This window comes from Microbacterium sp. MMO-113, assembly GCF_037148555.1.
Taxonomy (GTDB): domain Bacteria; phylum Actinomycetota; class Actinomycetes; order Actinomycetales; family Microbacteriaceae; genus Microbacterium.
Genome location: NZ_JBBCTD010000002.1, coordinates 260467 through 280933, shown reverse-complemented (window position 1 = coordinate 280933; position 20467 = coordinate 260467). Strand labels below are relative to the sequence as shown.

Annotated in this window: 21 protein-coding genes; 7 read left to right on the top strand and 14 right to left on the bottom strand. The window is 71.9% G+C overall.

From position 1 onward, the window contains the following. From WFJ36_RS08230 to WFJ36_RS08185, 10 genes are all read right to left on the bottom strand, one after another. The gene (locus WFJ36_RS08230) at positions 1–957 is read right to left on the bottom strand and encodes a siderophore-interacting protein (protein ID WP_336643102.1); all 957 of its coding nucleotides are present in this window, start codon (positions 955–957) and stop codon (positions 1–3) included. After that, positions 947–1747 carry an ABC transporter ATP-binding protein gene (locus tag WFJ36_RS08225; RefSeq protein ID WP_071327850.1) on the bottom strand — a complete coding sequence of 267 codons (801 nt, stop codon included), beginning with the start codon at positions 1745–1747 and terminating at the stop codon, positions 947–949. The genes WFJ36_RS08230 and WFJ36_RS08225 overlap by 11 nt, the downstream gene beginning before the upstream one ends. Next, positions 1744–2817, bottom strand: a complete 1074-nt coding sequence (locus WFJ36_RS08220) for a FecCD family ABC transporter permease (protein ID WP_336643101.1) — start codon at positions 2815–2817, stop codon at positions 1744–1746. The genes WFJ36_RS08225 and WFJ36_RS08220 overlap by 4 nt, the downstream gene beginning before the upstream one ends. Continuing rightward, positions 2814–3857, bottom strand: coding sequence for a FecCD family ABC transporter permease (locus WFJ36_RS08215; RefSeq protein ID WP_071327852.1), 1044 nt, complete (start codon positions 3855–3857; stop codon positions 2814–2816). Before WFJ36_RS08215 ends, WFJ36_RS08220 begins: the two co-directional genes overlap by 4 nt. 32 nt (positions 3858–3889) lie before the next feature. Then, positions 3890–4915: an iron-siderophore ABC transporter substrate-binding protein gene (locus WFJ36_RS08210; RefSeq protein WP_336643100.1), complete on the bottom strand. Its 1026-nt coding sequence runs from the start codon at positions 4913–4915 to the stop codon at positions 3890–3892. Positions 4916–5148: 233 nt separating this feature from the next. Next, a complete protein-coding gene (locus WFJ36_RS08205) occupies positions 5149–5352 on the bottom strand; it encodes a cold-shock protein (RefSeq protein ID WP_025104028.1) in 204 nt (67 codons plus the stop codon). 73 nt (positions 5353–5425) lie between these two features. Beyond that, entirely contained in the window at positions 5426–8293 is a 2868-nt protein-coding gene (locus WFJ36_RS08200) for a helix-turn-helix transcriptional regulator (RefSeq protein WP_336643099.1), read from the bottom strand. 68 nt (positions 8294–8361) lie between these two features. Continuing rightward, positions 8362–8580, bottom strand: coding sequence for a hypothetical protein (locus tag WFJ36_RS08195; RefSeq protein WP_071327854.1), 219 nt, complete (start codon positions 8578–8580; stop codon positions 8362–8364). Between the two features lie 132 nt (positions 8581–8712). Further along, complete coding sequence (locus tag WFJ36_RS08190; protein WP_336643098.1) at positions 8713–9801, bottom strand: hypothetical protein; 1089 nt, start codon at positions 9799–9801, stop codon at positions 8713–8715. A 95-nt stretch (positions 9802–9896) separates the two neighbouring features. Continuing rightward, positions 9897–10352, bottom strand: a complete 456-nt coding sequence (locus WFJ36_RS08185) for an SRPBCC family protein (protein ID WP_336643097.1) — start codon at positions 10350–10352, stop codon at positions 9897–9899. A gap of 101 nt (positions 10353–10453) precedes the next feature. On the opposite strand from WFJ36_RS08185, the gene WFJ36_RS08180 reads away from it, so the two are divergent. From WFJ36_RS08180 to WFJ36_RS08150, 7 genes are all read left to right on the top strand, one after another. After that, positions 10454–11491, top strand: coding sequence for an FUSC family protein (locus WFJ36_RS08180; protein ID WP_336643096.1), 1038 nt, complete (start codon positions 10454–10456; stop codon positions 11489–11491). A gap of 106 nt (positions 11492–11597) precedes the next feature. Further along, entirely contained in the window at positions 11598–12257 is a 660-nt protein-coding gene (locus WFJ36_RS08175) for a DNA alkylation repair protein (protein WP_336643095.1), read from the top strand. A 13-nt stretch (positions 12258–12270) separates the two neighbouring features. Beyond that, positions 12271–12984, top strand: coding sequence for a purine-nucleoside phosphorylase (deoD, locus tag WFJ36_RS08170; protein ID WP_071327858.1), 714 nt, complete (start codon positions 12271–12273; stop codon positions 12982–12984). 110 nt (positions 12985–13094) lie between these two features. Then, on the top strand, positions 13095–13466 hold the full coding sequence (locus WFJ36_RS08165) for a hypothetical protein (protein ID WP_071327859.1): 372 nt from the start codon (positions 13095–13097) through the stop codon (positions 13464–13466). A 68-nt stretch (positions 13467–13534) separates the two neighbouring features. After that, positions 13535–14098, top strand: coding sequence for a hypothetical protein (locus WFJ36_RS08160; RefSeq protein ID WP_292790411.1), 564 nt, complete (start codon positions 13535–13537; stop codon positions 14096–14098). Then, a complete protein-coding gene (locus tag WFJ36_RS08155; protein WP_071327860.1) occupies positions 14095–14595 on the top strand; it encodes a hypothetical protein in 501 nt (166 codons plus the stop codon). The genes WFJ36_RS08160 and WFJ36_RS08155 overlap by 4 nt, the downstream gene beginning before the upstream one ends. 24 nt (positions 14596–14619) lie before the next feature. After that, complete coding sequence (locus tag WFJ36_RS08150; protein WP_336643094.1) at positions 14620–17205, top strand: DEAD/DEAH box helicase; 2586 nt, start codon at positions 14620–14622, stop codon at positions 17203–17205. Positions 17206–17220: 15 nt separating this feature from the next. Here the strand turns inward: WFJ36_RS08150 and WFJ36_RS08145 are convergent, their stop codons facing one another. The 4 genes from WFJ36_RS08145 to WFJ36_RS08130 are packed head-to-tail and all read right to left on the bottom strand — an operon-like array spanning position 17221 to position 20389. Further along, the gene (locus WFJ36_RS08145) at positions 17221–17610 is read right to left on the bottom strand and encodes a VOC family protein (protein WP_025104040.1); all 390 of its coding nucleotides are present in this window, start codon (positions 17608–17610) and stop codon (positions 17221–17223) included. A gap of 42 nt (positions 17611–17652) precedes the next feature. Further along, positions 17653–18603 (bottom strand): D-alanine--D-alanine ligase family protein, encoded by a 951-nt coding sequence (locus WFJ36_RS08140; protein ID WP_336643093.1) that lies wholly within the window; start codon positions 18601–18603, stop codon positions 17653–17655. After that, positions 18600–19721 (bottom strand): alanine racemase, encoded by a 1122-nt coding sequence (gene alr, locus WFJ36_RS08135; protein WP_292790423.1) that lies wholly within the window; start codon positions 19719–19721, stop codon positions 18600–18602. The genes WFJ36_RS08140 and alr overlap by 4 nt, the downstream gene beginning before the upstream one ends. Beyond that, positions 19718–20389, bottom strand: coding sequence for a M15 family metallopeptidase (locus WFJ36_RS08130; protein WP_336643092.1), 672 nt, complete (start codon positions 20387–20389; stop codon positions 19718–19720). Before WFJ36_RS08130 ends, alr begins: the two co-directional genes overlap by 4 nt. Positions 20390–20467: the final 78 nt, after the last annotated feature.

Here is a 20467-nt window from a genome sequence, read left to right as displayed (position 1 = left end):
TCAGCCCCGCATCGCGATGCCGCGGCGCCAGTAGCCCATGAACGCGACCTGCGCGCGGTCGATCCCGAGATCCTTCACGAGGTGCCGACGCAGCGTCGTCACGATACCGCTCTCCCCCGCGATCCAGAAGTAGCGGCCGGCGGCGTCGTCCTCCCGGGCGATCTCCTCCCCCAGGCTCGAGTACTCCGGGGTCTCCCAGAGGAGGTCCTCCCCCTCGATGTCGGTGACGCGGATCTCGTCCCCGGCATCGTCGTCGCCCAGGTGCTCGAGCACCGCGGGGATGAGGCGGAGGCCGTGCGGCTCGCCGGCATCGCGCGGCAGCCAGTGCACGTCCACCCCGTCCGGCGCATCGATCGCGAGCACGTCGGCGGGCGACGGCACCTCGATGAACGCCGTGCCGCGGAGGTCGCGCGGGGCATCCTCCAGGATGCGGGCGATGGCGGGGGCCGCGGTCTCATCCCCGACGAGGACCACCGAGGTCGCCACCCCCGGCGCGTACTCCGCTCCTCCGTGCGCCACGACGCCCCGACGCGGGCCGACCAGCCACAGCTCCTGGCCCACCGCGGCCGTGCTCGCCCACCGAGAGGCCGGACCGGTGAGCCCCGGCTCCAGGTGCAGCACGAAGTCGATGTCGACCTCGGTGCGGCCGTCGTCGTCGACCCGCAGGTCCCGGACGGAGTAGGTGCGCATCGAGCCGCGCTCCTCCTCGGGGACGGCCAGGTACGAACCCCACCAGTCGTGCGTCGACCGGTCGATCTCGGCGAGCACGCCGGACGCGGGCGGGAAGACGAGCTTGACCCGGCTGTCGTACACCTCCCCTGGCGTCCCCAGCTCGCTGAGCTCCTCGCCGCCGAGCGTCACCCGCACGAACGACGGGGAGACGCGGGAGACGGCGCGCACCTCGGCGCGGGTGAGGATGTAGGTCGGGCGCTCGGTCGTGGTGGATTCAGCGGACATGATGCCTTCCGATGGGGGTGACCATCGGCTTGCCGGAGACCGGGTCGATGGTGATCTGGTTGGGGAGGCCGAAGACCTCCTGCACGAGCTCGGCGGTGACGATCTCCTGCGGGGCGCCGGTCGCGTGCACGCGGCCGTCCTTCATGGCGACCAGCTCGTCGGCGTAGCGCGCGGCGAGGTTGAGGTCGTGCAGCACCATGACGATCGTGGTGCCGCGGGCGACGCTGAGGTCGGTGAGCAGGTCGAGCACCTCGACCTGGTGGGCGACGTCGAGGAAGGTCGTCGGCTCGTCCAGCAGCAGGATGTCGGTCTCCTGCGCGAGGGCCATCGCGATCCAGACCCGCTGCCGCTGGCCCCCGGAGAGCTCGTCCACACTGCGGTCGGCGAGGTCGCTGATGCCGGTCGCGTCCAGGGCGTCGGCGACGACCTCGTAGTCATGCGCGCTCCACCGCGACAGCGCCCGCTGATGGGGATGACGCCCGCGACCGACGAGGTCGGCGACGGCGATGCCCTCGGGGGCGACGGGCGACTGGGGCAGGAGGCCGAGGATGCGCGCGACCTCCTTCGTCGGACGGGCGTGGATCGACTTCCCGTCGAGCACGACCTCCCCGTCCCCCGGGGACAGCAGGCGGGCGAGGGCGCGCAGCAGCGTCGACTTGCCGCAGCCGTTCGCGCCGACGATCGTCGTGATCTTCCCCGGCGCGATCTGCAGGTCGAGGCCCTCGACCACGGTGCGGTCGCCGTACGAGAGGGTGACCCCCTCGGCGGACAGGCGGTGGGCGGCGGTCACAGCGAGCCTCCGGTGCGGTTGGTGCGGATGAGCAGATAGATGAGGTACGGCGCGCCGACGACGCCGGTGACCACGCCGACCGGGTAGCGCGCGCCGAGCGCGAACTGGGCGATGAGGTCGCCGCCGAGCACGAGCACCGCCCCGACGAGACCGCTGGGCAGCAGCAGCGTGGCGCCGGGACCGGTGAGCCGCGCGGCGATGGGTCCGGCCATGAACGCGACGAACGCGATCGGCCCGGTGGCGGCGGTCGCGAAGGCGAGGAGGGCCACGGCGCCGAGGATGAAGACGAGGCGCGTGGCGGTGACCCGCACGCCGAGCCCCGCGGCCGAGTCGTCGCCGAGCTGGAGCGTGCCCAGCGCCCGCCCCTGTGAGAGCAGCAGCGGCACGAGGATCGCGGCGGCGATCGCCATCGGCAGCACCCGCTCCCAGGACGCGTTGTTGAGGCTGCCGGTGAGCCACTGCATCGCGGTCTGGATGTCCCAGTTCGCGGCCCGAGACAGCAGGTAGGAGATGACGCTCTGCAGCATCGCCGCGACGCCGATCCCGATCAGGATGAGGCGGGTGCCCGCGAAGCCGCCCTTGATGGCGAGGAGGTAGATCGCCAGCGCCGTCACGAGGGCGCCGACGAGCGCGAGGAGGGAGACGGCCGGGCCGTTGAGCGAGAGCACGACGATGCCGAACACCGCGGCGGCGCCGGCGCCGTTCGAGATGCCGATGATGTCCGGCGAGGCGAGCGGATTGCGCAGCATGGTCTGGAAGGTGACGCCCGCCATGCCGAACGCGAGGCCCGTGAGGATCGCGAGGACCGCACGGGGGAGCCGCAGGTCGCCGACCGTGAACGAGGCGCCGGGCACCGTCTCACCGAGGATCACGCGGATGACCTCGTCGAGCGGGTAGAACGTGTTGCCGACCATGAGCGCCACCGTGAACAGCACGATCACGACGACCCCGAGGGCGAGGGTGACCACCGCGTGACGGCGGTGGCGTGCCCGGCGACCGGCGATGATGCGCGCGGTGCGGGCGGCGGCGGACTCGTCGCCGCGGACGAGGGTGTGCTCGGTCGTGCTCACAGCTCCCGCACCTTCTGCCGGCGGACGATCCAGATGAAGAACGGCGCCCCGATGATCGCGGTGATGATGCCGACCTGGATCTCCTCGGACGACGGCGAGATCACGCGTCCGACGATGTCGCTCGCGGTGAGCAGCGCGGCGCCGGCGAGGGCCGAGAAGGGCAGCAGCCACCGGTGGTCGGTCCCCACGAGCATCCGGCACATGTGCGGGACGATGAGCCCGACGAACCCGATCGGCCCCGCGATGGCCGTCGCCGCGCCGGCGAGGATGACCGCCCCGAGCGCCGACAGCATCCGGGTGCGCAGCACGTGCTCGCCGAGACCCTTGGCCATGTCGTCGCCGAGCGCGAGGGAGTTCATGCCCCGGGCGCACAGGAAGCAGATGAGGGCGCCGACCGCGAGGACGGGAGCGGTGATCGCGATCCGCGGCCACTCCGCCCCGCCGACGCCGCCGATCTGCCACGACTGGAACGTCTGCAGCAAGTCGACCCGCGGCAGCATGACCGCGCTGATGAGCGAGGCGAACGCCGCGGAGGTCGCCGCCCCCGCGAGGGCCAGCTTGAGCGGCGTGGCCCCGCCGCGGCCGAGGGAGCCGACGGTGTACACGAAGACGGCCGCCGCCGCGGCGCCCACGATCGCGAAGGCCATCTGCCCGTAGGGGTTGCTCAGCCCGAAGAACGCGATGCCGAGGACGACCGCGAACGAGGCGCCGTTCGAGACCCCCAGGATGCCGGGGTCGGCGACGGGGTTGCGCGTGACGGCCTGCATGGTCGCTCCGGCGAGGGCGAGGGCCGCCCCCACGAGGAGCGCGAGCACGGTGCGGGGGATGCGCTTGACGACCGCGGCCTGGGCGATCGTGTCGGTCTGGCCGGAGAGCGCCGCGAGGATGTCGTCGAGCGTGACCGCGCGCACCCCGAACGACACCGAGAGCACGACGAGCACGAGGATCACACCGACTCCGGCGAGCAGCCAGAGGGTGCGCACCACCGTCGGACGCCGCAGGGTGGCGGCGTCCGACGCGAGGACGGGTGCTGGGATCACGACGGCTCTCCGCTGGGGGGCGGACGCGGAGCTTACTTCGCGAGCGGCGCGGCGAGGATGGCCAGGTAGTCCTCGAGACCCCACGGGATCGACAGCGCCGACGGGTTCGCCGATGCGGCGATGGGGGTGGCGTCCGGGAGGATCGCGACGCGGCCCTCCGCGATGGCGGGGATCTTCGACAGCAGCGGGTCGGCCTGCAGCGTGGCCAGGGTGGAGTCGTCGCCGTAGGTCACCAGCACGTCCACGTCGTCGAACTTCTGCGCCTCCTCGGCGCTCACCTGCAGGTAGAACTGGTCGCTGTCCGCGTTCTCCTCGACGATCGCGGGGAGCGGCAGGCCGAGGTCGTGCAGGTACCCGGGGCGCGTGTCGGCCGCGGTGTAGTAGCCGATCTGGCTCAGGTCGCTCGGGTCGAAGTAGGCGAAGAGCACCTTCTTGTCCTTCAGGATGCTGTACTTCTCCAGGGCGGCGTCGGCGTCGGCGTGCAGGTCCTCGATCAGGGATTCGCCCTCGGCCTCGAGCCCCAGGGCCTTGGCGTTCATCCCGACCATGTCGTCGACGGACGTGCCCCACGCGACGTCGGGGTAGGCGACGACCGGGGCGATCTTGGAGAGCGTGTCGTACTCCTCCTGCGTGAGGCCGGAGTAGGCGGCGAGGATCACGTCGGGCTCGGTGTCGGCCACGGCCTCGTAGTCGATGCCGTCGGTCTCGTCGAAGAGCACCGGGGTCTCCCCGCCGAGCTCGTCGAGCTTCTCCTCGACCCACGGGAGGATGCCGTTGTCGTCGTCGTCGCCCCAGGTGGCCTTGCTCATGCCGACCGGGACGATGCCGAGGGCGAGCGGCACCTCGTGGTTCGCCCACGCGACGGTCGCCACGCGCTCGGGCTTCTCGTCGATGGTCGTCTCGCCGTAGACGTGCTCGATGGTCACGGGGAACGCGTCGTCGGAGGCCGGGTTGCCGCCGGTGGTCGCGGTCGACTCCGGCGCGGAGGACGAGCAGGCGGAGAGCGTCACGGCGAGCGCGGCGGCCGCGCCGAGGGCGAGGAGTCGAGAGGTGCGCACAGGCGTTCCCTTCGGGATGGGAGATGGGGTGTCGACGCGAGAGCGTCCGGCCTTTGGTAAGCCTCGCCTAATCTAACACGGAGGTTAGGGCGCCCTCACTCCCGTTTCGAATCGCTCACCTTGCCCCATCCGGCGCCCAGATGCCGCAAAGTGGGCGATTCGAAAGTGCCGGGGCAGCGAAAAGCCGGCCGGACCCGTACGGATCCGGCCGGCTTCAGGAAGTCAGCGCACGCTCAGAGAGCGCGGATGTTCGCCGCCTGCATGCCCTTGGGGCCACGCTCAGCGTCGAATTCGACCTTCTGGTTCTCGCGGAGCTCCTTGAAACCGGAGCCGGCGATAGCCGAGTAGTGGGCGAAGAGGTCTTCGGTGCCGTCATCGGGAGCGATGAAGCCGAAGCCCTTCTCTGCGTTGAACCATTTCACAGTGCCAGTGGCCATGTGTTTTCTACTTTCTGTTGACCGGCCGCTCACGCGGCCTGCACCATGCCGATGATCCGACATGCATGCTCGGTCACGCTACCACGGCGGACTGACGGGTCTCCCCTTCTTCGGCCGTGCGATGGGCGAGCGCCGCCTCGGTGCGCGTGCTCACGCCGAGCTTCCGCAGCACCGCCGAGACGTGGACGCTCACGGTCTTCACGCTGATGAACAGGCGCTCCCCGATCTGGCGGTTGCTCAGCCCCTCCGCGATGAGGGCGAGCACCTGCCGTTCTCTGGCCGTCAGCTGCTCCGTGGCGGCGACCTCGCGGGGCCCGGACGACCGCAGCCCGGCCGCCTCGCCGAACCGCGCCAACGTCTGCTGCAGCGGCACATGACCGAGCTCCTCCGCAGTCGTCGTCGCCGCGGCGAGCAGGGCAGCCGCCTCGGCGCGCTCTCCGGCGGCGACGTGCAGCCGGGCGCGCTCGAGCCGCAGCACCACGCGGAAGGTCGCCGGAACGTCGTCGCCGTCCGCGCGGCTCAGCACCTCGTCGACCGCGGCCGGACCCGGGTCGAGCAGGGCATGCAGCACCGCCGACCACGCGTCGTCCTGGAGTTCCGGCGGCTGCGCCTCCCACGCCTCCCGGACCGCCGCGACCGTCGCTCCGACGTCGGCGCCGCCCGCCCGCAGCGCCGTCACGAGAGCACCCGCCTCCAGAAGCAGCCGCCGCTGATGCAGCAGTGCCGGCCTGTCGTCGCGCAGCATCTCCCCGATCACGTCGAGCGCGCCGCGCAGGTCGCCCCGGCTCTCTGCCACGGCGACCTGCATCGTGATCCGGTCGTACCAGATCTGCCGCTCCGAGACCCCGGTCTCCTCGAACGCCGGGAGCCACTCCTGCAGGGTCTCCGCCGCCTCCGCCGCTCGACCTCGCCAGGCGAGCACCCGCACCCTGGTCATGCTCACGTACATCCGGAACACCCGCAGCGTGCCCTGCAGGAAGTCCCGGGCGAGCATGTCCTCGACCTGACCGATCTCGCCGAGCTCGAGCAGCGGCACGATCATGTTCTGCGCCATGATCGAGCCCGAGGTGCGCTCGACGCGGAGCTCACGGGCTCGCCGCAGGCCCTCCTCCGCGACGGCGACCGCCTCCCGGTAGCGGCCCAGCAGCGTCAGCAGGTCGGAGTAGTTGACGCGGTAGCGCATCTCCGCGGTCGATCCGGCGGCGAGGTCGCGCGCCCGTCCGTACTCGCGCACCCCCTCCTCGACCCGGCCGAGGTGGGCCAGCGACCCGCCGCGGACGTTCGCCGCGATCGAGAGCTGATCCGTCGTGGACGCCCCCGCCGCGCGACGCTCGGCCTCGTCGGCGAGCCGGATAGCCTCTTCGCGGTCGCCCGCGATCATGCGGCGACTCGCGAGCTGGTTCAGCAGTTCGGCGCGGAACACGTCGTCGTCGACGCGCTCCGCGAGCGCGAGCGCCTCCTGGAGGAGCGGGATGGCCCCGAGGCGACCGAGGTTGACGAGGTACAGCGCCTTGTTCCGCAGCAGCCGCGCGTGCAGCCGCGGGTCGACCGCCGCCGGATCGACCTCACTCAGGGCGACGTTGGCGACCGCCAGGGCCCGCTCGCCGTCGCCGGCGTTGCGCAGGACGGAACCGAGCACATGGAGCAGGTCGAGGCGTGCGAACCCCGTCGCCTCCGTCGCGTCCGGCACGAGGGGCCAGAGTTCGAGGACGAGCTCGCCGAACCGCGCCGCGCTGGCGAAGGCGTACTGGGCCTTGGCCTGGCGCATGGCGTCGGCGGCGGCCGCGATGGCACGACGGTCGTCCTGTGCGAGCTGCCAGTGGTACGCCAGGGCCGCCGCGTCGTCGCCACCGCCCTCCTCCAGCGCCTCGGCGTACGCGCGATGCAGGCGGGCCCGCTCGCCCGGCAGCAGATCGTCGTGCACGGCCTCGCGCAGCAGCGCGTGCCGGAACCCGTAGTCGTCTTCGCCGACGACGATGATGCCGCTGCGCACGGCCTCGCGGACGGCGTTCTCGACGCGATCCTCCGGGAGTTCGACGAGGCGCAGCAGCAGAGGATCCGTGAGCGGTCGCTCCGCGCCGGACATGACCTGCACCACGCGGCGCGCGTCGTCCCCGAGGCGGTCGAAGCGGGCGAGAAGGAGGTCGCGCAGGCTCTCCGGCAGGGGACCCTGGGCGCACCCGGCGATCTCCTCGACGAAGAAGGGCACGCCCTCGGCACGCACCTGCAGCCGCTCCAGCGCCGTCGCCGTCGGTGCGCGGCCCGTGATCTGGGCCACGAGTTCGCGAACCGCATCGTCGTCGAGGCGCGACACCGTCATCCGCTCGAGCAGCCGCGCGCGCGTCGCCTCGCCGATGAAGCGACTCACCGCATCGCCCCGGCGTACGTCGTCGGTGCGGCACGTGATGAGCAGCAGGAGCCGGCCGTGGTCGAGCGTGCGGAGCAGGAAGGAGAGGATCGCGAGCGTGGAATCGTCGGCCCAGTGCAGGTCTTCGATGAGGACCACCTGCGGCGCCAGCTCCGTGGCGGCCTCGATGAGGGACGCGATCGCGTCGCGCAGGCGTTCGGGACTCGTGCGGTCGCGGGGCGCGGGTGCGTCGACGAGTTCGGGCAGCAGCATGCCGAGCGCCTCGACGCCCACGCCGACCGCCTCGCGCACGCGGTCCGCGCCCATGCGCTCCACGATGGAGCGGAGGATGCCGGCGAGCGGCCCGAACGGGGCACGCGAGGTGCCGAGGTCGAGGCACCACCCGACGTGCACGTCGGCGCCGTTCGCGATCTCGGCGGCGAACTCCCGTACCAGGCGGGACTTGCCGATCCCCGCCTCGCCCTCGACGAGAAGCGCAGCCGGCACGCCCGCGCGCACGCCGTCCAACAGGCGGCGCATCTCGGCGAGCTCGGCGGCACGCCCGACCATCGTGGCGGTGGGGGCTGGGGCCATGGACCCATCGTGCCACTCCCCTCGGACATCCGAAGGGCCCGACGGGAAGGACAGCACGACGCCGTCGGTCATCGCGCGAGAGCCGGATCGCATGCTCCCGTCTGGGAGGCCCGCGGTGCCGGCGTTCCGCGTCCGTGGCGGCGCAGCCACCGGCGCAGCGGACCCGCCGGTCGCGGCACGATCTGATCCGCGTGCTCCAGGAGCATCCGGCGCCGGGCGACCGCGCGTTCGATCTGCTCCTGCTCGAAGACGGTGACCTGGTGGCTGAGATAGGGGTGCTCGAACATGGTGTCTCCTCGACGGTTCGGTGTATCCCTACACTCCGCTCTGAGGTGTCCCCTCGGCATCGGACGGATGCCCTATCTTCCGCGCCCCCTCCGCCCCTTCTTCCTAAGGCTGGCGCAGGCCTCCACGCCGCATCAGGCTCCTGGCGCGCGAACCCGCCTGAGCTCGCGCGACCGCCTGCCCTGCCAGAGCGAGGGCCGCGCGGACGGACGGGTCCCCTCCGGCACGAGGATCGCGAGCACCCGGACGAGCGTCGTCATCCACAGCAGCCCGAGCCCGACGACGACCGCCTCCACCGCGGTCACCGGGAAGAAGCCGAGCGGCCACCACAGCAGCACGGCCGCGACCACGAGCACCCCCACCGCGACGGAGGTCACCACGAGGGCCAGGGGTCGGCCGGGGACGGTCAGCGTCGTCGCGGCGGCAGCCCCGAGGAAGAGGAGTAGCGCCGCGACGGCCGCGATATCGTGCGGAACGGGGGCCCGATACAGCGGCAGGAGCCCGACGGCGGCGAGCGCGAGTCCGGCCGCGGCCCACAGCACGACCACGGTCGCGATCCTGGACAGCGCGTCGTCGCCGCGCAGCCGATGCAGGTCGCGGCCGATGTACGCGCCGACGGTGGCGACCAGCAGCCCGGCCACGACGAGGGTGCCGTTGAACGCCCAGCCCACCCCGAGCTGCGAGAAGTTCTCCGCCCACCACCGGGGGTCGACGGCGGTCACCATCGCGAACAGCGTGCCGATCACGAGGAACCCGAACAGGAGTCCGGCGAGATCGGCGGTCCGGAGACCGATCCCCGCACCGAACGCGAGTCGTCCGCCGACCGCCGCCGCGACCCCCGTGAGCAGCCCGCCGCCGATCGCTCCGAGCGCGAGACCGCGCAGGCCCGCCGCGAGCACCTCCGCGGTGAGCAGCACGCCCATCGCCGTCACGGCCCCGAGCGCCACGGTGAGAGCGGCGGCGGAGAGGCGGGACACGACCCGCTGCCAGCGCGGCATCCCCGTCGCCTCCCCCCGACGGTGCAGAAGCGTGCTGATGACGAAGGCCAGCGCCGCGATGCCGCCGGCGACTCCCGCGGCGGGCAACGCGAGACCTCCCTCACCGGTCAGCGGCCGCGGCGGACCGGCGAGGAGCAGCGCCCCGGCGAGGGCTCCCCCGACGAAACAGACGACGGTCGCGAGGACGGCCCGCCCCTCGCCGCGCAGACGCTCCGTCGTGTCCATGCGCCCATGCAAGCACGCGCGTCCGACGTCCGCAGCCCCGCACGCGACGAGGCCCGGGGCCGCAGACAGCGGTCCCGGGCCTCGACGCAGAGGTGTCAGGCGTCCACGTCACCGCGCCAGGCGCCGGTCTCGACGCCGCGGCCCTCGATGAACTCCTTGAAGTTCTTCAGATCCTTCTTCACCGCGTGGGATCCCGCGCCGACCAGCGCACCGACCTTCTCCAGCAGCCCCTCCGGCTCCCAATCGAGCTGGACGGTCACCCGCGTGGTGTTGTCGTCGAGCTTGTGGAACGTCACGACGCCCGCGTGCTCGGTCTCGCCGCCGACGCTGTTCCACGCGACGCGCTCATCCGGGTGCTGCTCGGTGATCTCGGCGTCGAACTCACGCTCCGCGCCCCCCACGTTCACCTTCCAGTGCGTGCGGGTCTCGTCGATCTGCGTGATGGAGACGACCTCGTCGAGGAACTTCGGGAAGCTCTCGAACTGCGTCCACTGGTTGTACGCCGTGCGGACGGGAACGTCGACGTCGATGGTCTCGATGATCTGCACCATGGGGATGCTCCTCACTTGTTCGTCGTTCGTGTGCCTCCATTCAGCCTGCTCCGCGCGAGAAGGGCGATGGGGTTGACATCGGCGCGACTACCGTGGAGGTCATGCGCATCCCCGCCGCGATCCGCGCCTCCCAGCGCTCCCCCCTGCTGCAGGTGGTGAAGTCGGCCGCGGCGACCATCGCCGCGTGGCTGATCGCGGGCTGGGTCTTCCCGGGGCAGCTGCCGGTGTTCGCCGCCATCGCCGCGCTCCTGGTCGTGCAGCCGAGCGTCAACCAGTCGCTGTCGAAGGCGCTCGAGCGCAGCATCGGCGTGATCGTCGGGGTCGTCATCGCGGTCGGTCTCGGCCTGCTCCTCGGCTCGCCGAGCTGGATCGTGCTGCTGGCGATCGTCGTCGCGATGCTCGTGGCGTGGATCTTCCGGGCGTCCCCCGGCACCGGCAATCAGGTCGCGATCTCGGCGATGCTCGTGCTGGCGCTCGGGTCGTCGAGTCCGGAGTATGCGGTCGCGCGGATCGGGGAGACCCTGATCGGGGTGGTCATCGGGATCGTCGTGAACGCGCTGATCGTGCCGCCGGTGCTCGTCGAGCCGGCGCGGCGGAACGTGGGGCTGCTGGGGCGGGAGCTCGCCGCGAGCCTCGACCGCCTGGCGGACGCCCTGCCCTCCCCGCAGACGCCGGCGCGGCTGCAGGAGCTCATGCTCGAGGTGCGACTGCTGCGGCCCATGAAGGATGCCGCGGCCGCCGCCATCGCCGCCGGAGAGGAATCGCTCACGCTGAATCCGCGGCGTTCGACCCATCGCGCCGACCTGCAGGATCTGAAGGCGCTGCTCGACCGGCTCTCGCCCATCGTCACGCAGACCATCGGCATGACCCGCGCCTACTTCGACCACTACGACGACCGGCTCGGCGAGGAGCCCGCGGTGGCCGCCATCGCCGAGCAGCTCCGCCGGGCCGGACACGACGTGCGTCTCGCGGTGCAGACCACGGCGCCCTCCGCGGAGCCCGAGACGCTGACCTCTGCCATCCCCGCACTGACCGCTCCGCTCGTGATCCGTCCGCCGTCCTCGCAGCACTGGATCCTCGTCGGCTCCCTCATGGAAGACCTCCGTCGCATCCGCGGCGAACTGCTCGACGAGGACTGACCTCCCGCCGACCCACCCCTTTTCGCGCCTCCCGGCCCCGTAGGTGCGTCCGTAACGGGCCGGGACGCACCGAAAGGGGTGGGTCGACGGGGGTTACCCTGGCGGGATGACAGTGGAGGAGGCGCTGGCGGAGCTCGCGGCGCTGGAAGACCCGAAGCAGCGCGCGGCGAACGAGAAGCGCGGCGACGACCACGGCATCAACCTGAGTCGGATGCGCGCTCTCGCGAAGCGCATCAAGACCGACCAGCCCCTCGCCCGGGAGCTCTGGGCGACGGGCGAGACGTCCGCCCGGCTGCTGGCCCTGCTCGTGTGCCGCCCGGCCGACTTCACCGCCGACGAGCTCGACACGATGCTGCGCGAGACCCGTCCACCCAAGGTGAACGACTGGTTCGTGAACTATGTGCTCAAGAAGTCGCCCCTTGCCGAGGCGCTGCGCCGGCGCTGGTTCGACGACGCCGATCCCACCGTCGCCGCGGCCGCGTGGTCGCTCACGACGGTCCGGGTGACGAAGGACGCCGCCGGCCTCGACCTGTCGCACCTCCTCGACCTCATCGAACGCGACCTGCAGCAGGCCCCGCCGCGCCTGCAGTGGGCCATGAACGAGACCCTCGCGAACATCGGCATCTTCCATCCGGACCTGCGAGCGCGGGCGGTGGAGATCGGCGAGCGGCTCCAGGTCCTGGCCGACTACCCCACGGCCCCGGGCTGCACCTCCCCCTTCGCGCCCCTCTGGATCGGGGAGATCGTCCGCCGTCGCGAGGGCTGAGTACGCTGAGCGGATGAGCACCCACATCGCCGCGGAACCCGGTCAGATCGCCCCCATCGTGCTGTTCCCCGGCGACCCGCTGCGGGCGAGGTGGATCGCCGAGACCTTCCTCGACGACGCCGAGCTGTACTCCGAGACGCGCGGGATGCTGGGCTTCACCGGCACCTGGGAGGGGCACCGGGTCTCCGTCCAGGGCTCGGGCATGGGGCAGCCGTCGATGGCGATCTACGCGACGGAGCTGTTCACGGAGTACGACGTGCAGACGATCGTCCGCGTGGGGTCCTGCGGCGCGCTGACCGAGAGGCTCGCGGTACGCGACATCATCATCGCGAACGGCGCGAGCACCGACTCCGGGATCAACCGCGTGCGCTTCCACGGCCTCGACTACGCCCCGCTCGCCGACTTCGCCCTGCTGCGCGCGGCGGTGGAGGCCAGCGAGACCGAGCCCCTCTCGTCCACGGTGCACGTCGGGCCGCTGTTGTCGAGCGATCAGTTCTACAGCACCCGGCCGGAGCTCACCGCGCCCTTCGTGCAGCACGGCATCCTCGGCGTGGAGATGGAGGCAGCAGGGCTCTACACGCTCGCCGCCTTCCACGGACGCCGCGCCCTCGCGATCTGCACCGTCAGCGACCACATCGTCACGGGTGAGGAGACCACGGCCCAGGAACGCGAGCAGACGTTCGGCGACATGGTCCGCATCGCCCTCCGCGCGGCAACCTCGATCTGAGATTGACCCGCCCCCCGAGTAACGTTATACACTTCACAGGTCGCGCGGCGCTGGGGACGACCGCACAGGGCGGTCGCTGCTGCGTGCGACGAAGACGACTGGGGAGAACCATGGCCACGCAAGATCAGCTCAACGCGCTGCTGGCGGACATCGAACGCGACATCAACGGATTCATCGGGGCGTCGATCGTCGACCTCGAATCGGGGCTGCCGCTCGCCTCGAGTTCCGTCCGCCCGGACTTCGACCTCGAGGTCGCGAGCGCGTTCAACAGCGAGATCGTGAAGAACAAGAAGCGCACGATCGACGCCCTCGGCATCGACGGCGAGCTCGAGGACATGCTGCTGACGCTGAACACGCAGCTGCACCTGCTCAAGATGCTCGACGACGACCTGTTCATCTACCTGGCCGCCGATCGCCAGGCCACGAACCTCGCCCTGCTGCGCTCCTCGGTGAACCGCCGGGTCGCCGCCCTCGGCGCGTGATCCATGGGGCCGTGGGGAGCGGCCTCGGGAGAGGGCGACAGCGGACGAGCGGTCCCGTGGAGCGGACGATGAGGCGCCCGCGTCGGCGACGGACCGACCTGCCTCAGCGGTACCGGGTGATCTTCGCCGGTCCGGTGGGCGCGGGCAAGACGACCGCGGTCCGCGCCCTGAGCGACGTGCCGCCGGTGGACACCGACGTGCCGATGTCGCTCGCGAGCGGGGACGGGAAGACCACCACGACCGTCGGGCTCGACTACGGGACGTGGCGGCCGACGCCGGAGGTCTCCATCGCACTCATCGGCATCCCGGGGCAGGAGCGGTTCGCCTCGGCACGACAGCGCGTCTCGATCCCCGGCACCCGGGTGCTGCTCTGGCTGCGCGGCGACCGCGACACCCTCGTCGCCGACGCCGAGGAGTGGCTCGGCGTGTTCGCGGGTGAGGAGCATCGCGTCGCGATCGCCGTCAGCCACGCGGCAGGACGCACGATCGGCGACATCCGCCGCGATCTCGCCCCCGTGCTCGCGCGACACGGCATCCCGGCCTCGCGCGTGCTCGCGGCCGACGCGCGCGACCGCGACAGCGTGATGCGCGTCGCCGGTGCCGCTCTCGATCTTCCGGAGGAGAAGCCATGACCGGACCCGCCGGGCGGCAGGACGCCGCCACGACGCCCGATCCGTCCCGCATGCACCCCGACGTCGCCGGCAACTGGGCGCTGTGGTCGCGGATCGTCGGCCCCTCGGCCCAGACCCGGCTGCAGCAGTTGGAGGAGCGCTTCCCGGAGCTGACGACCGCGGTCCTCGGCACCGCGGACGGCCTCCACATCGCCTCCCTCGGCGTCGACCAGGACGGCGGCGAGCAGCTCGCAGCGATGAACGGCTCGCTGTTCGGGGTCGCGCGGGCCGAAGCCGAGATCATCGCGGGAGGGACGGAGCCGACGCTGTCGGCCATCGTGTCGCTGTCCATCGGCGAGAACCAGATGGCCCTGCTGAGCTTCATCCTCGCGCCGTACGGCCAGCTCCTGCTCTCGGTGTCGGCCTCGTCGTCGCAGCTCGGCACCGTGATCGTGCATGCGCGTTCCACGGCGTACGAGCTGCTCACCGCGCTCGGGGTGACGGGATCGTCGACATGACGCAGATGGGATGATCGAAGGACCATGACTCCCTCGCCGCGGCTCGAACCCTCGCTCGTTCCCGACGCGGCGGACGCCGATGCGGTGTACCTGACCTTCGTGGAGTGGGCGGAGTCGACCGGCATCCGCCTCTACCCGGCGCAGGACGAGGCGCTCATCGAGATCGTCTCCGGCGCGAACGTCATCCTGTCCACGCCGACGGGCACCGGGAAGTCGCTCGTCGCGGTCGGCGCCCACTTCGCGGCGATGGTCGGCGGACGCCGCAGCTACTACACGGCGCCGATCAAGGCCCTCGTCAGCGAGAAGTTCTTCGCGCTGGCAGACGTGTTCGGCGCCGAGAACGTGGGGATGGTCACGGGAGACTCCGCCGTGAACGCCGATGCCCCCATCATCTGCTGCACCGCGGAGATCCTCGCGAACCTGGCCCTGCGCCAGGGCGATGCCGCCGGCGTCGGCCTCGTCGTCATGGACGAGTTCCACTTCTACGGCGACCCCGACCGCGGCTGGGCCTGGCAGGTGCCGCTCCTCGAGCTCCCACAGGCGCAGTTCGTGCTGATGTCGGCCACCCTCGGCGACGTCACCACCCTCGCCGCCGACCTGACGCGCCGCACCGGACGGGAGACCGCCTCGGTCACGGGGGTCGAGCGCCCCGTCCCCCTGCACTTCTTCTACGAGACGACGCCCATCCACGAGACCATCGACGACCTGCTCAACACGGGACAGGCCCCGATCTACATCGTGCACTTCTCGCAGGCGGCGGCCATGGAGCGGGCGCAGGCCCTGTCGAGCACGAAGGTCGCCACGCGTGAACAGCGCGACGAGATCGCCGCCCTCATCGGCGGCTTCCGCTTCACGACGGCGTTCGGCAAGACGCTCTCGCGCTTCCTCCGGGCCGGCATCGGCGTGCACCACGCCGGCATGCTGCCGAAGTACCGCCGACTCGTGGAGCAGCTCGCCCAGCGCGGTCTCCTCCGGGTCATCTGCGGCACCGACACCCTGGGCGTGGGCATCAACGTCCCGATCCGGACCGTGCTGCTCACCGCGCTGACGAAGTTCGACGGCACGCGGATGCGGCAGCTCAACGCGCGGGAGTTCCACCAGATCGCGGGCCGGGCCGGGCGCGCCGGCTACGACACCGCTGGTACCGTCGTCGCCCAGGCCCCGGAGCACGAGACGGAGAACCTCGCCGCGATCCGCAAGGCCGGCGACGACCCGAAGAAGAAGCGGAAGATCATCCGCAAGAAGGCCCCCGACGGCTTCGTGTCGTGGGGCGAGCCGTCGTTCCGGAAGCTCATCGATGCGACGCCGGAGACCCTGACCTCGCACATGCAGATCACCAGCGCGATGCTGCTCAATGTGATCGCCCGGGGCGGGGATGTGTTCGGGAACGTCCGCCGGCTCGTCTTCGACAACCACGAGCCGCGCACCCGGCAGCGCGCGCTCGCCCTCCGCGCCCTCGCGATCTTCCGCACGCTCCGGGAATCGGGCGTCGTGGAGACGTTCGACACGGGCGTGCCCGGAGCGCCGAAGGGCGTCCGGCTCACGGTCGACCTGCAGCCCAACTTCGCGCTCAACCAGCCGCTGTCGCCGTTCGCCCTCGCGGCGTTCGACCTGCTGGACCCTTCGACAAGCTCAGGGACCCAGGCGCATTCGGGAGACCAGGCGGGCTCGGGGGACCAGGGGGTGGGGACGGGGTCGTACGCGCTCGACATGATCTCGATCGTCGAGGCGACGCTCGACGATCCCCGCGCCGTGCTCAGCCAGCAGGAGTTCCTCGCGCGGGGCGAGGCGGTCGCCGCGATGAAGCGCGAGGGCATCGAGTACGACGAGCGCATGGAGCTCCTCGAGGCGATCACCTACCCGAAGCCCCTGGAGGAGCTCCTCGACGCGGCCTTCGAGACCTTCAGCGCCGCGCAGCCCTGGATCCGCGACTTCGCGCTGCACCCGAAGTCCGTCGTCCGCGACATGTACGAGCGGGCCATGTCGTTCGGCGAGTACGTCGCGTTCTACAAGATCGCCCGCTCCGAGGGCGTCGTCCTGCGCTACCTGTCGGACGCGTACCGCGCCGCCTCCCAGACGATCCCCGAAGAGCGGAAGGACGAGGACCTCCACGACCTCATCGCCTGGCTCGGCGAGCTCGTGCGCCAGATCGACTCCAGCCTGCTCGACGAGTGGAGCGAGCTGACCGCCGGGACCGCCGCCCGTGGCGAGACCGACGAGCCGATCGTGCCGCCGGCGCCGAAGCGCCTCACGAGCAACACCCGCGCCTTCCGCACGCTCGTCCGCAACGAGCTCTTCCGGCGGGTGCAGCTCGCCGCCCGCGAGGACGTGGACGCGCTGGCCGAGCTCGACCCGTCGTTCGGCGCCACCGCCTGGTCCGACGCGCTGGACGCGTACTTCGCGGAGCACGACGACATCGGCACCGGCCCGGACGCCCGGAGCTCCCGCATGCTGCTGCTCACGGAGGGGCCGACCGCGTGGACGGCGCGGCAGATCATCGACGACCCGGCCGGCGACCACGACTGGGGCATCAGCGCCACGGTCGACCTCGCCGCGTCGGACGAGGCCGGCGAGGCGGTCGTGACGGTGACGGCGGTCGACCGGCTGTGAGCGAGGCGGGCCCCGTCAGGCCTGCATGACGGCGAGCACGTTGCCCGCCGGGTCGCGGAACCACGCGATGTCCGGTCCCTGCCCGTTCCCGCGGACGATGCCGCGGGAGTCCGACGGGAACTCGTCGTCGCCGTAGATCTTGGTCTGCACCCCGCGCTCGTTGAGCTCCTCGACGGCGGCATCGACGTCCGCCACCGGGAAGTTCAGGATCGTGAAGCTCGCCGGGGTGTGGTTCGGCTTCGCGTAGACGAGGACCGACCCGCCGCGGGGCAGACGCAGGTCGAGGAACCCCATCGCGTTGACCTCGACATCGAGCCCGAGGGTCGTGCCGTAGAACTCTCTCGCCGCGTCGATGTCGTCGACGCTGAAACCGCTGAACGCGTTCTCCGCTGTGAAGGCTGCCATGTCCCCAGCATCCGCCTCCGCGGGCGCCGTGTCGAGGCCCTCTCACACGGCCGCGCGCACGAGCCGGCCCACGAGGTCGACGTAGTCCACCCCGGCCGCCGCGAACATCCGCGGCGCCTGGGAGGCCGCGGTCAGCCCCGGCATCGTGTTGACCTCGTTGAGCACGGGGCCGTCGTCCGTGAGGAAGAAGTCCATGCGGGCGACCCCGTCGCACCCCAGGGCGTCGAACATCGCGATCGCGGCTCTCTTGAGCGCCGACGTGGCGGCCGCATCGAGCTGCGCCGGGACCGTGAACCGGGCCGTGCCGTCGTACTTCGTCGCGGTGTCGAAGAGCCCGGGGGCGTGGATCTCCAGGGGCGGGGCGGCCCACCGCACCCCGCCCTTCTCCCGCAGCACGGCGACGTCGATCTCCCGCGCGTGCACGACCTCCTCGACCAGGATCCGCCGGTCGAAGCGCGCCGCCCCCCGCAGCGCCATGAGCAGGTCGCCCTCCTCCGTCACCAGGCTCACGCCGTGGCTCGAGCCGGCCGTCACCGGCTTGACCACGACGGCGCCCTCGAACTCCACGTCGCCGATGTCCTCCGCGGCGACCAGCCGCCCCCGGGCGGTGCGCAGCCCCACGGCCTCGGCCACGAGCTTCGTGGCCCACTTGTCCATGCCGATCGCCCCCGCCCCCAGCGCGGAGCCGACGACCGGCACCCCGGCGAGCGCACACAGCGCCGCGAGGGCGCCGTCCTCCCCCAGCGCACCGTGCACCGCGGGGAACACGACGTCGCTCGCCGCGAGCAGCGGCAGGGCCTGCTGCAACGATGCCGCCGGACTCACGCCGGGCGGGATGCCGTCGGCCCGCCACACGCCGTCGCGGTCGATCGTCGCGGTCGTGACGGCATGTCCCCCCAACCGCAGCGCCGCGGCGACCGCGGCCGCCGAGGCGAGCGACACCTCGTGCTCGGGATTCTGTCCCCCTCCGATGACCAGGACCTTCATCGTCATGCCACGCTCCTCTTCACCCGCGGGCCGATGCCCGTGACGACGGTGTGCGGGATGGTGCCCGCCCACCGTGCCCACTCCTGCACCGACGGCACCGCGCCGCCGTCCGGCCCGAACACCGTCGCGACCGCTCCTCGGGGGAACGCCCTCCCCCCGGTGTCGACGACGATCTGATCCATCGACACCCGGCCGACGATCGGATGCCGTTCCCCTCCGATCTCCACGCCCGCTCCCGGCGCGATCTCCCGCGGGATGCCGTCGGCGTATCCGACCCCCACCACGCTCAGGTGCGTGGCCGCTGCCGTCGTGTGCGTCCCGCCGTAGCCCACGACGGTGCCGGCCGGCACGGCGGCGCTGTGCACGACCGGGGCGGTGAAACGCGAAGCCCCGACCAGAGAGACCGTCTCGGACGGGTCGATCCCTACGAGCGCGGCCCCCACGCGCACCATGTCGAAGTGCGTCGCGGGATCGGTCAGGGCACCCGAGGTAGCCGCGAGGTGCACGAGCAGCGGTCCGAAGCCGGCGCGCAGGACCGCGTCCCTCCCCTGGCGCATCCGCAGCACCGCGGCCGCGTTCGCCCGCGGATCCGCGGCGTCGGCGCGGGGGAGGTGTCCCATCACCCCGACGACCTCGATCCGGCTCCGGGCCGCCCGCGCCGTGCGCAGCAGCGCATCCCAGTCCTCCACAGGGCACCCTCCCCGCGCCATCCCGGTGTCGAGATGCAGATGCACGCGCACCGGAGCCGCGGCATCGGCCGCGAGCTGACGCAGCTCCTCGACGGAACCCACGGCCACGTCGACCCCGGCGGCGGCCGCGCGCGGCGCGTCGATGCCCGCGGGGTGCAGCCAGGCGAGGATCGGCACGCGCAGTCCGGCCTCGCGCAGCGCGACCCCCTCGGCGACGTCGGTGACCCCGAGCCACTCGGCCCCCGCGGCCACGGCGGCGGTCGCCACGGCCACCATGCCATGACCGTAGGCGTCGGCCTTCACCACGGCCATGACGGGCACCGCGGCGGCGGTCCGCACACGACAGAGGTTCTCGGCCACGGCGGCCGGAAGGGTGGACAGTGTCGGTGCGTGGAGGCGGGACAGGGTCATCCCCTCCGCGAGCAGAGCCGTCATCGCTGCATCCTCGGGTCTTCGGTGGGGTCGGCGTACGGTGCGGGACAGCCGTCCTCGACGGCCTCCGGTCGCAGCTCGTAGTGCCAGGATTCGTTGCCGTAGGTCTGGCAGAGGCCGTAGCGCCATCCGCGCTGCGTGAGCCAGTCGAGGGTCGGGAGCGGACCGAGGTCGACCGCGTCACCGGAGACGTGCGCCGAGGTCTCGGCGGTCGCCACCCAGCGGCGCGCCTCCTCCTCCGAGCCGTAGTCGTCGATCGCGTCGCGCAGCAGCTGCTCCTGCAGCGCCGCCGAACGCCATCCGCTGTTCACGAGGAACGTCACCCCGTCGGCCTCCGCATCGGAGGCGGCGCGCTGGAGGGCGTCGAGCAGGGCGGGGTCGAGGTTGCCGACGGCGACCCTGTCGACGTCGAACACCGTGGGCTGGTCGCCGTCGCGGATCACGCCGTCGGCCTCGCTCGGGGCGAGCACCGACCCGGTCGGCGCGTGCGGCTCGGGATCGGAACCCGTGGTGGCGGGCGCGACGATCGGGGCGGTCTCGGCGAACGCGGCCGACAGCGACTGCTGCACGGCGAGGGCGGCGACCACGGCGAGCGCCAGCACGGACACCGTGGCGGCGATCCGCCGACGGCGCCGGGCGCGGACGGCTCGGGGGGTGCGGAGGTCGTTCATGCTTCCAGTGAAGAGAGGCCGCGGTTGCCACGGCGTATGGCCTTTTCCATACACCGGCGATATGCCGCACTGCGTAGG

Coding starts and splice junctions, on each gene's coding strand:
- deoD (WP_071327858.1), top strand. CDS start 12,271: ATGAGCACCCACATCGCCGCGGAACCCGGTCAGATCGCCCCCATCGTG.
- WFJ36_RS08155 (WP_071327860.1), top strand. CDS start 14,095: ATGACCGGACCCGCCGGGCGGCAGGACGCCGCCACGACGCCCGATCCG.
- WFJ36_RS08195 (WP_071327854.1), bottom strand. CDS start 8,580: ATGTTCGAGCACCCCTATCTCAGCCACCAGGTCACCGTCTTCGAGCAG.
- alr (WP_292790423.1), bottom strand. CDS start 19,721: ATGACGGCTCTGCTCGCGGAGGGGATGACCCTGTCCCGCCTCCACGCA.
- WFJ36_RS08200 (WP_336643099.1), bottom strand. CDS start 8,293: ATGGCCCCAGCCCCCACCGCCACGATGGTCGGGCGTGCCGCCGAGCTC.
- WFJ36_RS08175 (WP_336643095.1), top strand. CDS start 11,598: ATGACAGTGGAGGAGGCGCTGGCGGAGCTCGCGGCGCTGGAAGACCCG.
- WFJ36_RS08230 (WP_336643102.1), bottom strand. CDS start 957: ATGTCCGCTGAATCCACCACGACCGAGCGCCCGACCTACATCCTCACC.
- WFJ36_RS08190 (WP_336643098.1), bottom strand. CDS start 9,801: ATGGACACGACGGAGCGTCTGCGCGGCGAGGGGCGGGCCGTCCTCGCG.
- WFJ36_RS08145 (WP_025104040.1), bottom strand. CDS start 17,610: ATGGCAGCCTTCACAGCGGAGAACGCGTTCAGCGGTTTCAGCGTCGAC.
- WFJ36_RS08205 (WP_025104028.1), bottom strand. CDS start 5,352: ATGGCCACTGGCACTGTGAAATGGTTCAACGCAGAGAAGGGCTTCGGC.
- WFJ36_RS08160 (WP_292790411.1), top strand. CDS start 13,535: ATGAGGCGCCCGCGTCGGCGACGGACCGACCTGCCTCAGCGGTACCGG.
- WFJ36_RS08130 (WP_336643092.1), bottom strand. CDS start 20,389: ATGAACGACCTCCGCACCCCCCGAGCCGTCCGCGCCCGGCGCCGTCGG.
- WFJ36_RS08150 (WP_336643094.1), top strand. CDS start 14,620: ATGACTCCCTCGCCGCGGCTCGAACCCTCGCTCGTTCCCGACGCGGCG.
- WFJ36_RS08180 (WP_336643096.1), top strand. CDS start 10,454: ATGCGCATCCCCGCCGCGATCCGCGCCTCCCAGCGCTCCCCCCTGCTG.
- WFJ36_RS08140 (WP_336643093.1), bottom strand. CDS start 18,603: ATGACGATGAAGGTCCTGGTCATCGGAGGGGGACAGAATCCCGAGCAC.
- WFJ36_RS08165 (WP_071327859.1), top strand. CDS start 13,095: ATGGCCACGCAAGATCAGCTCAACGCGCTGCTGGCGGACATCGAACGC.
- WFJ36_RS08185 (WP_336643097.1), bottom strand. CDS start 10,352: ATGGTGCAGATCATCGAGACCATCGACGTCGACGTTCCCGTCCGCACG.